The organism is Kitasatospora sp. NPDC127067 (assembly GCF_042724755.1).
Lineage (GTDB): Bacteria > Actinomycetota > Actinomycetes > Streptomycetales > Streptomycetaceae > Kitasatospora > Kitasatospora lactacystinica.
In genome coordinates this window covers 1-12,137 of record NZ_JBHXEM010000190.1, presented here as the reverse complement: position 1 = coordinate 12,137, position 12,137 = coordinate 1, and the positions used below count along the sequence as shown (strand labels likewise).

The 12,137-nt window shown below is 72.0% G+C and carries 11 protein-coding genes; 10 read left to right on the top strand and 1 reads right to left on the bottom strand.

All coding sequences use genetic code 11. The features are described 5' to 3' along the window. Positions 1 to 4: 4 nt before the first annotated feature. Positions 5 to 1,342, bottom strand: coding sequence for an extracellular solute-binding protein (locus ACFWJ4_RS38770; protein ID WP_380553405.1), 1,338 nt, complete (start codon positions 1,340 to 1,342; stop codon positions 5 to 7). Positions 1,343 to 1,555: 213 nt separating this feature from the next. Here ACFWJ4_RS38770 and ACFWJ4_RS38765 point away from each other — a divergent pair, with 213 nt between their 5' ends. The 10 genes from ACFWJ4_RS38765 to ACFWJ4_RS38720 all read left to right on the top strand — a co-directional run bounded on the left by ACFWJ4_RS38765 (position 1,556) and on the right by ACFWJ4_RS38720 (position 12,042). Further along, entirely contained in the window at positions 1,556 to 3,130 is a 1,575-nt protein-coding gene (locus tag ACFWJ4_RS38765; protein ID WP_380553402.1) for a 4-hydroxyphenylacetate 3-hydroxylase family protein, read from the top strand. Positions 3,131 to 3,168: 38 nt separating this feature from the next. Then, complete coding sequence (locus ACFWJ4_RS38760) at positions 3,169 to 4,923, top strand: amino acid adenylation domain-containing protein (protein WP_380553399.1); 1,755 nt, start codon at positions 3,169 to 3,171, stop codon at positions 4,921 to 4,923. Beyond that, a complete protein-coding gene (locus ACFWJ4_RS38755; protein WP_380553396.1) occupies positions 4,920 to 5,141 on the top strand; it encodes an MbtH family protein in 222 nt (73 codons plus the stop codon). The genes ACFWJ4_RS38760 and ACFWJ4_RS38755 overlap by 4 nt, the downstream gene beginning before the upstream one ends. Before the next feature lie 15 nt (positions 5,142 to 5,156). Next, on the top strand, positions 5,157 to 6,239 hold the full coding sequence (gene hppD / locus ACFWJ4_RS38750; protein WP_380553393.1) for a 4-hydroxyphenylpyruvate dioxygenase: 1,083 nt from the start codon (positions 5,157 to 5,159) through the stop codon (positions 6,237 to 6,239). Continuing rightward, positions 6,229 to 7,071 (top strand): hypothetical protein, encoded by an 843-nt coding sequence (locus ACFWJ4_RS38745; protein WP_380553390.1) that lies wholly within the window; start codon positions 6,229 to 6,231, stop codon positions 7,069 to 7,071. The genes hppD and ACFWJ4_RS38745 overlap by 11 nt, the downstream gene beginning before the upstream one ends. 107 nt (positions 7,072 to 7,178) lie before the next feature. Beyond that, positions 7,179 to 8,345, top strand: a complete 1,167-nt coding sequence (locus ACFWJ4_RS38740; protein ID WP_380553387.1) for an LLM class flavin-dependent oxidoreductase — start codon at positions 7,179 to 7,181, stop codon at positions 8,343 to 8,345. Positions 8,346 to 8,470: 125 nt separating this feature from the next. Next, complete coding sequence (locus ACFWJ4_RS38735; protein ID WP_380553384.1) at positions 8,471 to 10,024, top strand: FAD-binding oxidoreductase; 1,554 nt, start codon at positions 8,471 to 8,473, stop codon at positions 10,022 to 10,024. Then, entirely contained in the window at positions 10,017 to 10,790 is a 774-nt protein-coding gene (locus tag ACFWJ4_RS38730) for an SDR family oxidoreductase (protein ID WP_359915586.1), read from the top strand. The genes ACFWJ4_RS38735 and ACFWJ4_RS38730 overlap by 8 nt, the downstream gene beginning before the upstream one ends. A 34-nt stretch (positions 10,791 to 10,824) precedes the next feature. Next, entirely contained in the window at positions 10,825 to 11,541 is a 717-nt protein-coding gene (locus tag ACFWJ4_RS38725) for a DUF2306 domain-containing protein (RefSeq protein ID WP_380553381.1), read from the top strand. Between the two features lie 138 nt (positions 11,542 to 11,679). Then, complete coding sequence (locus ACFWJ4_RS38720) at positions 11,680 to 12,042, top strand: YciI family protein (protein ID WP_380553379.1); 363 nt, start codon at positions 11,680 to 11,682, stop codon at positions 12,040 to 12,042. Positions 12,043 to 12,137 lie beyond the last annotated feature (95 nt).

Below are 12,137 nucleotides of genomic sequence, written 5' to 3'. Positions count from 1 at the left end.
GTCGTCAGCCGACCCTGATCGGGCCGCGGGGGCGCAGGCCCCGGCAGGCGTCGTTGTACTGGTCCAGCAGCAGCTGGGCCTCGGCGTTCGCCTGTGCGAAGCGGACCCGCGGCTCCACGTCGGTGACCAGCACGTCGTGCATGGCGGTGGTCAGGATGTCCTGGATCCCGGCGAACTCCCCGAGCAGCGCGCCCCGGGCGGCCGGCGAACCGGAGTTGGCGGCGAGCTGGTCCAGCGCCGTGCGGAAGTGCGGGTTGCGCTCGAACCAGCCCTCCTCCTCCAGCAGGTCGATCGCACCGCCGGTGACCGGGATGAAGCCGGTCTCCCGGTGCCGCTCGGCGGCGGTGCGCGGCGTGTTCAGGTACTGCATGAAGGCCAGGGCGCCGTCCTCGGTCTCCCGGTCCAGGCCGGCGGCCAGCCAGAGCGCGTCGCCGCCGATCACGTTGCCCGCGTAGGGCACCCGGTCGTTGTACGGCATCCGGCAGGCCTGGACGACGAAGCCGCCGTCCAGGCCGGCCTGGGCCATCCGGGCCGCCTCGACCGAGGTGGTGAGCACGAAGGCGACCTCCTGTCCGGCGAAGGCGCGGAAGTTGCCGTCCCAGTCGACCTCGGTGTTCACCCGGCTCGGGTGGTAGCGGTACAGGCCCGCCCGGTGCAGGCCGCGCCACCAGTCGACGTAGGCGAGCATCGCGTCCGAGTCGAGGTACAGCGTCTCCGCGCGACCGGAGCGGCCGTTGTCGTGGTCGGCCAGCAGCGCCCCCTGCTGGGCCACCGACTGCTGGAACCACCAGCCGTGGTTGGGCCAGGTGATCGCGTGGGCCGGCCCGTCCGGAAGCGCGGCGACGGCCCGGCAGGCGGCCTCGATCCCGGCCCAGGTCTGCGGGACCTCGGTGATCCCGGCCCGCTCCAGCAGGGTGGTGTTGGCGTAGAGCAGCGTGGTCGAGGTGAGCGGCGGCATGGCCGCCACGGCGCCGTCGTGGGTGTAGTAGTGCCGCGCGGCGGGCGCCACGTCGCCGAGCACGACCGGCTCGCCGAGGATCTCGGTGCGGCCCGCGATCGCCCGCTCGACCGAGGTGAACAGCGGCGACCCGTCGGGCCGTCGGGCGTCGAGGGCGTCCCGGGTCGACGTGTAGAAGTACTGCGCGATGGTCGGCGCGCCGCCCTGCTGGACGGCGTCGTGGACCGTCTGCGGCACCGACAGCCAGTCGGCGCCGCTGACCCGGATCCGGTACTCGGGGTGGTTGGCCGTGAACTTCTCCGCCAACTCCCTCGTCCGGTCGAGAAAGTACGGCATGAACGGGTAGAGCGGCACCACGATGTCGATGTCGATTCGCTTGCTCATTCCGGAGTCCCTCCTGCGCAGGCCTGGCAAATCCAGATGCTCATGCTCCGGGGGCGGCGGACCGCGGGCATCTCCGCTCGTGCTGAGTCCGGGCCGTGCGGACCGCCCGGGCCGCCCGGGTCCGCAAGCGGCGCACGTCGGGAGAAGCCACCGCCGCTCCCGGGCTGTCAGTCTCGATCCGTCCGGTGAACTGGCAGCAAGGAGAGGCGTCTGATGGCCGAAGCCCGGGAAACCACCGCCGGCAGTGCGCGCGGAACTCGCCCGCTGACCGGGGCGGAGTACATCGAGAGCCTGCGCGACGACCGGGAGATCTACCTCTACGGTGATCGGGTCAAGGACGTCACCGCCCACCCGGCGTTCCACAATCCGGTCCGGATGACCGCACGGCTCTACGACGCCCTGCACGACCCCCGGCACCGGCCCGTGCTGACCGCGCCGGTCGACAGCGGCGGCGAGGGCTACACCCACCGCTTCTTCACCACCCCGCGCAGCGCGGAGGACCTGGTCGGCGACCAGCAGGCGATCGCCGCCTGGGCGCGGATGAGCTACGGCTGGATGGGCCGCAGCCCCGACTACAAGGCCTCCTTCCTCGGCACCCTGGGCGCCAACGCGGACTTCTACGAGCCGTTCGCGGACAACGCCCGGCGCTGGTACGCCGAGTCGCAGGAGAAGGTGCTGTACTGGAACCACGCGATCGTGCACCCGCCGGTCGACCGGTCCCTGCCGCCGGACCAGGTGAAGGACGTCTTCATCCACGCCGAGCGGGAGACCGACGCCGGCCTGGTGGTGTCCGGCGCGAAGGTGGTCGCCACCGGCTCCGCGCTGACGCACTACAACTTCATCGCGCACTACGGCCTGCCGATCAAGGACCGCACCTTCGCGCTGGTGGCCACCGTGCCGATGAACGCGCCGGGGATGAAGCTGATCTGCCGCCCGTCCTACACCGCGACGGCGGCGGCGATGGGCAGCCCGTTCGACCATCCGCTCTCCTCCCGGCTGGACGAGAACGACACCATCCTGGTGCTCGACAAGGTGCTCATCCCGTGGGAGAACGTCTTCGTCTACGGGCAGCCGGAGAAGATCCGGATGTTCACCGGCCAGTCCGGCTTCATCGAGCGGTTCACCTTCCACGGCTGCACCCGGCTCGCGGTGAAGCTGGAGTTCATCGCCGGCCTGCTGGCCAAGGCCCTGGACATCACCGGCACCGGGGACTTCCGCGGGGTGCAGAGCCGGCTCGGCGAGGTGCTGGCCTGGCGCAACCTGTTCTGGGGACTGTCCGACGCGGCCGCCCGCAACCCGGTCGCCTGGCGCAACGGCGCGGTGCTGCCCAACTCCCAGTACGGCCTGGCCTACCGGTGGTTCATGCAGACGGGCTACCCGCGGATCAGGGAGATCGTCCTCCAGGACGTGGCCAGCGGGCTGATCTACGTCAACTCCAGTGCCAAGGACTTCGGCAATCCGGAGATCCGGCCCTACCTGGACCGGTTCCTCCGCGGCTCCGGCGGCGTGGACGCGGTCGAGCGGGTCAAGGTGATGAAACTGCTCTGGGACGCCGTCGGCAGCGAGTTCGGCGGCCGCCACGAGCTCTACGAGCGCAACTACGCGGGCAGTCACGAGAACACCCGGATCGAGCTGCTCTTCGCCCAGCTCGCCAACGGCCAGCTGGACTCCTACAAGGGCCTGGTCGACGAGTGCCTGGCGGAGTACGACCTGAACGGATGGACGGTACCCGATCTGTCCTCCTTCGCCGACCTGAGTGATTCCGTCCGCGGGCTGCTCGACAGCTGATCCGGGCACCGACAACCAATCGACGATGATCGGAGGGCATGGTGGCTTCCCCTTCCCTTCAGGGGCATTTCACGCAACAGGCGCTCAGGACACCGGACGCGATCGCCGTGTCGTCCGGTGAAGTCCGGCTCAGCTACCGAGAGTTGGACGAGCGGGCGAACCGGCTGGCGCACCGGCTGGGCGAACTCGGCGTGCGGACCGAGTCGCCGGTCGCGGTGCTGATGGAGCGGTCGGCGGACCTGGTGGTGGCGATCCTGGCCGTGCTCAAGGCCGGCGGGTGCTACCTCCCGCTGCACAGCGCCTACCCGCTGCCGCGCAAGCAGTGGATCGTGGAGCACTGCGCGGCGCCGGTGCTGCTGACCGACGAGGCGATGAGCAGGCAGGGCCTGCCGGAAGGCGCCGAGGTGGTCGTCGTCGAGGGCGAGAAGGGCCTCGCGGGCTACCCCGCGACGGACCCGGCCGTCCCCACCGGCCCGGACGCCCTCGCCTACGTGATCCACACCTCGGGCTCCACCGGGGTGCCGAAGGGCGTCGCGATCGCCCACCGGGACGCGCTCGGCCTGGCCCTGGACTCGATCTGGGCGGACGGCCGGCACGAGCGGGTGCTGATGGTGGCGCCGTACGCCTTCAACGTCTCCACGTACGAGCTCTGGGTGCCGCTGCTGCACGGCGGGCGGATCGTGGTGGCCCCGCCGGGCGACCTCGACGTGCACGCCCTGCGCCGGCTGATCGCCGAGGAGCGGATCACCGGCATCCACCTGACCGCCGGACTGTTCCGGGTGCTGGCCGAGGAGGACCCGGGCTGCCTCGCCGGTGTGCGCGAGGTGCTCACCGGCGGCGACGTCATCGCCCCCTCGGCCGTCCAGCGGGTGCTGGAGCACAACCCCGCCCTGGTGGTGCGGGCGATGTACGGCGCCACCGAGGCGACGCTGTTCAGCACCAGCGCGCCGATGACCGCCCCCTACCTCGCCACGGGCCCGGTGGGCGTCGGCCGGCCGATGGACGACGTCCGGCTGCACGTCCTGGACGCCGGGCTGCGGCCCGTGCCGGTCGGCGGGGTGGGCGAGCTCCACATCGCCGGACGCGGCCTGGCCCGCGGCTACTTCAACCGGCCCGATCTGACGGCCGAGCGGTTCGTGGCCAACCCCTTCGACGCGCCGGGCGAACGGATGTACCGCACCGGGGACCTGGTCCGGGTCGACCGGGACGGCCTGCTGGAGTACCTCGGCCGGGCCAACGACCAGCTCAAGGTGATGGGCTTCCGGGTGGAGCCCGCCGAGGTGGAGGCGGCACTGGCGCGCCATCCCGGACTGGCCCATGTCGCCGTCGTGGCACGGGAGTCGGAGTCCGGGGAGAAGCGCCTGGTGGCGTACTACGTCCCGGAGTCCGACGGGATCGAGGCGGGTGCGCTGCGGGCGCACGCGGTGGAGCAGCTGCCGGCGTACATGGTGCCGACGGCCTTCGTGAGCGTGCCGGCCCTCCCGCTGACCCCCAACGGCAAGCTGGACCGGCGGGCGCTGCCCGAGCCGGTGACGAGCTCGACCCGCCGGGCGCCGGCGACCGAGCGGCAGCGGCAGCTGTGCGCCCTGTTCGCCGAGGTGCTGGAGGTGCCGGAGATCGGGGTCGACGACAGCTTCTTCGAGCTCGGCGGCCAGTCCCTGGCCGCGATGCGGCTGGTCAGCCGGATCCGGGCCGAGCTGAAGATCCCGCTCACCGTCACCCAGTTCTTCGACGTTCCCTCGGTGGCGGCCCTGGAGGGCCTGCTGGACCGACCGGAAGGAGAGCGGGAATGAGCAGCCCCTTCGACGCCGACGACGGCGAGTTCACGGTCCTGGTCAACGCGCGCGGCCAGTTCTCGCTCTGGCCGGCCGACGCCGCGGTACCGGTGGGCTGGACGACCGAGCACGGGCCGTCCGACCGGACCACCGCCCTCGCCTACGTGAACGAGCACTGGACGGATCTGGGGCCGAACGGCCTCACCGGGCGCCCCCCTGGGCAGCCCGACGACTGACGAGGAGTCCGGAACATGAGCCTCGACGCGGGTCAGGAGACCTTCGGCGGCATGCTCGTCGACCACATCACCTGCTACGTCGCCGACTTGGCGGTCACCACCGAGTGGCTGGTCCGCGGGTACGGCCTGGAAGTGTACGCGAGCTCGCCCCCGCAGGCGCGGGAGCTGCGCTCGGTGGCGCTGGGCGCCAACGGCATCCGGCTGCTGCTCAGCCGGCCGGTGGTGGGCGACCACCCGGGAGCGGCCTACGTCGAGAAGCACGGCGACGGGGTGGCCGACATCGCGCTGCGCGTCCCGGACGCCCGGGCGGCCTTCGCCACCGCGGTGCGCCGCGGCGCCCGGCCGGTGTCGGCGCCGGTCGCGCACGGCGACGTGGTCACCGCCACGATCATGGGCGTCGGCGACATCGCCCACACCTTCGTCGAACGCCCGGCGGGCGGCGACGAGCGGCTGCTGCCCGGGCTGACGCCGGCCGACGCCGGCCCGGCCGGGCCGGACTGCGGCCTGCGGGAGGTCGACCACTTCGCGATCTGCGTCGAGCCGGGGCAGATGGACACGACGGTGGCCTTCTACCGCGAGGTCCTCGACTTCGAACCGATCTTCACGGAGCGGATCGAGGTCAACGGCCAGGTGATGATCACCAACGTGGTGCAGGGCGGCACGGTCACCTTCACCCTGATCACCCCCGACCCGTCCGAGGTCTCCGGCCACCTGGACTCCTTCCTGAAGGACCACGGCGGTCCGGGCGTGCAGCACATCGCCTTCACCACGGACGACATCGTGCGCTCGGTCGACGCGATCGCCGCCCGGGGCGTGGAGTTCCTGGGCACCCCCCCGGCGTACTACCGGCTGCTGCCGGACCGGCTCACCCCGCTGCGGCACTCGGTGGCGGAACTGGAGCGGCTGAACCTGCTGATCGACCAGGACCACGACGGGCAGCTGTTCCAGATCTTCGCCAAGTCCGTGCACCCCCGCAACACCCTCTTCCTGGAGGTCATCGAGCGGATGGGCGCCCGCTCCTTCGGCAGCGGCAACATCAAGGCGCTCTACCAGGCCATCGAGCACCAGCAGGGCAGGGGTACCGGCGATGACGCGTGACACGATCCCCGACGAGCGCTTCCGGACCGCGGTCGAGCGGCTGCGGGTGCCGGGCATGGGAACGGAGGTGGTGGCGCCGCTGCTCTCCCAGCTGATCCACCTGGTCCGGCCCCACCGGGTGCTGGAGGTCGGCATGGGCTACACCACCCCGTTCCTGGCGAAGGCCCTGGCCGAGGCCGAGGAACTGGCCGGGGCCGAGGCCGCGGCGCTGGTCCGCAAGACCCTGCCGTACCTCGCGGACGACCGGGAGCTGGACGAGGCGTGGATCGACAGCGAGCCGGCGCTGCTGCTGCCGGGCGGCTACCGCGAGCCGTACCGGCCGCGGTTCGTGGCGGTCGACGACCTCTCGGACGCCGGCTCCTCGGCCCCGCTGGTGACGGAGGTGCTGGGCGAGCTCGGCCTCGCCGAGCGCGTCACCGTCGTCAACTCCGACATGCGCGGGGCCGTCGGACGCCTCCCCGAGGAGTTCCGGCCGATCGACTTCGCCTGGGTGGACGCCTGGGACTGCCTCTACTTCTTCGAGAACTTCTGGGAGTTGATCGATCCGGATGGCGGGATCGTGGTCATGCACTACCTGATGACCTATCCCGAGGGCGAGGCGATCCTGGAGTACATCGCCGACACCCAGCGGATGGCCCCCGGCGAGTTCGAGATGCTCAACCTGCTGGAGAGCCGCAAGCTGCGGCAGAACAGCATGACCGTGCTGCGCCGCACCGGCGGCAGCCGGCCCCGGCAGTACTCCGACACCGGTCAGCGCCCCCGCCTCGGCGGCCGGGTGCGTTCCGACGCCGCCGCGCTGGCCAGGTCGTTGGAGGCCCCGGGCATGGTCTGAAACCGGCCCGGACCGCGCGGGCAATCTGGAAGATGGCGGCCTCCGGTCGCCTGGCTAGATTGATTCACATCCACTGCGAGCCTTGCGAACAGAGGGGAACCACCGGCATGAGCACACTCTCCGAGGACCCGAACAGCGTCAAGTTCGTCTACTGGGACAACCTCACCTACGCGCCGTCGGGATCGCGCTCGCCGGAGGAGTGGGACCCGGTTCTCGGGGCCCGCCTCTACGAGACCTACCTCGACCACTGCGTCGAGGCGGAGCGCCTCGGCTACGCCGGCCTCAGCCTGCCGGAGCACTTCGGCCCGTCGTCGATCTCCCCGCACCCGAACGTCATGCTGGCCGCGATCGCCGCGCGGACGACCCGGGCCCGGCTGGTCTCCGGGGTGAACCTGGCCCTGCTGCACCACCCCCTGCACCTCGCCGAGCAGTTCAACATGATCGACGTGCTCTCCGGCGGGCGGCTGGAGATCGGCCTCGGCCGGCGCGGCGACCGGGCCGCCTTCGAGCACAACGCCGACCTCATCGACGGCGCCGTCAACCGGATCGACCACCCGGTGGCGAAGGACGACCTGACCCCCGCGTACACCGCCTTCCTCCAGGACGCCGAGGTCGCGAAGGTCACCGTCTGGCCCCGGCCGGTCCAGCCGAGCGTGCCGCTGTGGGTGGCGGCGGAGACGGACGAGTCCCTCGCCATGGCGGCCCGCCGCGGCTGGAACGTCTTCACCGGGCTGAACCTCGACCCGGCGGCCGGCGGCATGTCGAAGATCAGCGTGGAGGAGATGGTCGCGCGCCTGCACCGCTACCTGGAGGTCGGCAAGGAGCACGGGCACGAGCTCTCCATGGCGAACGTCGCGGCGAGCTGCTTCACCGTGATCGCCGACACCGACCGCGAGGCCGCGGAGCTCGTCCGCGACGGCTTCGTCTCGCACATCGAGACCGCCGGCGGGGTGCTGGCGCGGATGGCCGGCGCCGACCCCGCCGACAGCCCGCTGTCCTCGCTGGCGAAGGAGGGCGACACCGGCGTGCAGGGCGTGTTCGAGGCCCCCGCGGAGTCCTACCTCCGCAACCCGTTCGCCCTGGTCGGTTCGGTCGAGACGGTCCGGGCCAAGCTGGAGGCGCTGACGTCCGCCGGCTTCCGTCGCTTCGTGCTGCTCTGCGGCGGTGTCGGCACCACGCACGAGGTCGCCTGGCAGTCGGCCAGGGCCATGGCCGAGGACGTCGCCCCCGAACTGTTCGCAGCCACGTCCGGCTCCGGCGCGGTGGCCGGCTAGCCGGACCTTCCCCGCCCGGGGGCCGCGCCGCTGGGGCGGGGCGCGGCCCCCGGGCCCCCGCGCAGGACCCCCGGGACCCGACAGCCGGCGCCGCGCGCGTCCGCCCCGTGGAAGGACGAACGAGCATGACCGACAGGACCGTTGATCCGACCGGGCCGGTGGTGATCCGGCCCGGGGACCCGCGGTACGAGAACCTCGTCCAGGGCTACAACCACCGCTTCGTCGGACGGCCCGACCAGGTGCACGTGGTGGCCGGCACCGAGGAGGTGGTGGCGACCGTCGACGAGGCGGTGGCGACCGGCCGGCGGATCGCGGTCCGCAGCGGCGGGCACTGCTTCGAGGACTTCACCGCCTCCCCCGACGTCCAGGTCCTGCTGGACGTGTCCCAGCTGAACGGCATCTCCTACGATCCCGACCGGCGCGCGATCGAGGTCGGCTCCGGCGCCCTGCTCGGGGACGTCTACCGGACCCTCTTCAAGCGCTGGGGCGTGACGGTCCCGGCCGGCACCTGCCTGGACGTCGGCGTCGGCGGCCACTTCACGGCCGGCGGCTACGGACACCTCTCGCGCCGCGACGGCCTGGTCGTCGACCACCTCCACGCCGTCGAGGTGGTGGTCGTCGACGAGTCCGGCCGGGCCCGCGCCGTGGTGGCGAGCGCCGACCCCGAGGATCCGCACCACGACCTGTGGTGGGCCCACACCGGCGGCGGAGGCGGCAACTTCGGTGTGGTGACCAGGTTCTGGCTGCGCACCCCGGGGGCCGACTCGGCCGACCCGGCCCGACTGCTGCCCCGGGCTCCGGCCCGGGTGTGGAAGCGGACGGTCATGTGGCCCTGGGAGGGCATGACCGAGGAGGCCCTCGCCACCCTGCTGCGCAACTACTGCACCTGGTACGAGGAGCACGACGACGCCGACGCGCCGGCGGCCGGCCTGTGGAGCAACCTGATCGTCACCCACCGGAACTCCGGGGCCTTCGGGATGGTCGTGGTGATCGACCACGAGGGGCCGGACGCCGAGAAGGTGCTGGCCGAGCACTTCGACGCGGTCAGCGCCGGGGTCGGGGTGGAACCGTCGGTGCACGTCACCGAGGTCGTGCCCTGGCTGAGCTCCTGGCTGCCCTCGTACAGCTTCCCGAACGACCCCAAGGGGCGCTACAAGGACAAGGCCGCCTACCTGCGCAAGGGTTTCACCGACCGCCAGCTCGGGGTGGTCTGGCGCTACCTGAGCGATCCGGAGCACATCAACCCGATGTCGTGCCTGGTGGTCGCCGGCTTCGGCGGCAGGGTCAACACCGTCGCCCCCGACGCCACCGCCACGGCCCAGCGGGACTCGATCCTCAAGGTCCTCTACAGCGGCGGCTTCTGGCTGTCCGCGGACCAGGACGAGGCCTGCATCGCCTGGGTCCGGGAGTTCTACCGCGAGGTCCACGCCGGGACCGGCGGGGTCCCCGTCCCCGACGGGTTCACCGACGGCGCCTACATCGGCTACCCCGACCGCGACCTGGCCGACCCCGCCCTCAACACCTCGGGGGTGCCCTGGTCGGTGCTCTACTACGGCGGCAACTACCCGCGCCTGCAGCGGGTCAAGCGGGCGTACGACCCCCGGAACGTGTTCCGCCACGCACTGTCGATCGAACCAACCGACGCACAGCCGGACTTGCTGGAGGATCAGGATGCTTGAGAACAAGGTCGTCGTGGTCTCGGGGGTCGGCCCCGGTCTGGGCCGGGCCATCGCCCTGCGCGCCGCGCAGTCGGGGGCGGACGTGGTGCTCGCCGCCCGGACCGCCTCCCGGCTCGCCGAGATCGCCGCGGAGGTCGAGCGCACCGGACGCCGGGCACTGGCCGTACCGACCGACATCACCGACGACGAGTCGGCCGCCGCCCTGGTCAAGACCGCGACGGAGGCCTTCGGCCGGATCGACGCCCTGGTCAACAACGCCTTCGCGGTGCCCCCGCTGGTCGACCTCGGCGAGGTCGAATTCGCGGACGTGCGCGCCGGGTTCGAGACCAACGTCTACGCCGCGCTGCGGCTCACCCGGCTGTTCGCCCCCGCCCTGGCCGAGAACCGGGGCTCGGTCGTCATGATCAACTCCGCGGTGATCCGGCACTCCAAGCGGCTGTTCGGCGCCTACAAGATGAGCAAGGCCGCCCTGCTGTCGCTGGCCCAGAGCCTGGCCACCGAGCTCGGCCCGCAGGGCATCCGGGTGAACACCGTCGCCCCCGGCTACATCTGGGCGGACGCCCTGCGCGAGGGGTTCGGCCACTGGGCCGCGCAGCGCGGCGTCACCGTGCAGGACATCTACGACGAGATCGCGGCCACCCTCGACCTCGGCCGGCTCCCCGAGCCCGACGAGATCGCCGACGCCGTGCTGTTCCTGATGTCCCCGCTCTCCCGCGCCGTCACCGGCCACTGCCTGGACGCCAACGCCGGCGAGTACCACCACTGAACCACCCGGACCCAACGGAAGTCGAGGATCAGCGGTGACACGGAACACGAAGCCGTCCGGGGCCCTGGCCGCCGGACCGGAACACGCGAGACCCGGCACCGGAGCGGGCGCGACCGCACCGAGCTGGTGGCAGAGCCCGTGGGTGACGGCCCTGGCCGTCCTCGTGGTCTTCAATCTGGTGTACGCCTTCCCCCGGTACCTGACCGGCGGCCCGGGCCAGGCCCGGATCCCCCTGGACCCGTCCTTCCCGGCGCACTACGCCGTCCTGGTGGGGCACGTCGTCTTCGGCAACATCTCGATGGTGACGGTCTTCCTCCAGGTCCTGCCCTGGATACGCCGCAACCACCCGGCGGTGCACCGGATCAGCGGCCGGGTGTACATCTTCGCCGGGGCCCTGCCCGGCGGCCTGCTGGCCCTGGTGCTGCTGCCCTACTCCACCGCCCCGAGCGGCAGGATCGGCCTGGCCATGATGGGGGTGCTCTGGCTGCTGACCACCGTGCTCGGGCTGCGGGCCGCCCTGCAGCGCCGGTTCGTCGACCACCGGCGCTGGATGGTGTACAGCTTCGCGCTGGCCCTCGGCACCAGTTGGGGCCGGGTGGTGGTCGAGCTGATGGGGTACATCCCCGGCTTCAAGCTCGACCTCCCGGTGCTCCTGGAGGTGGCCAACTGGGCGGGCTGGGTGCTCAATCTGCTGGTCGCCCACTGGTGGCTGGAGCGGACCGGCCCCCGGGCCGCCCAACTGGTGCGCTGATTCGCTGCTGCGCGCGGCCGGCCGTGACCCGTCACGGCCGGCCGCGCGTTTTCGTGTCGAGAACGGGCGGCCGGCTCCGACGTCTCCTGTGACGGCCCCCGGAGACGCCCGGAGGCCACGGCCCGAGGAGTGAGAACCATGAAGTACCTGCTCGTGATGCACATGGACCCGGTGCTCTGGGAGGGCCTGTCCGTCGACGAGCAGCAGGCCGTCTTCACCGGCCACGGCGACTTCATGAAGCTCATCAAGGAGTCCGGCGAGCTGGTCACCACGCAGGCCCTGGCCGAACCGGGGCAGAGCACGACCGTCAGGGTCCGCGACGGCGGCCCAATGCACAGCGACGGCCCGTACCTGGACACCAAGGAGTTCGTCTGCGGCTTCTACCTGGTCGACGTCGAGACCAGGGAGCGCGCGGTCGAGCTGGCCGCGCTGATCCCGGACGCCCGCCACACCGGCGTGGAGGTCCGCCAGGTGATGTTCGAGCAGGGGCTTGAGATGTGACCCGGGGCCCGGCGCCGCCCCCGGGGGGCGGAGGCGGGCCCCCGCGCCCCGGGCGACCGCCGACGGCGGGGGGGGCGGGGGGGGCGCGCCCGCCC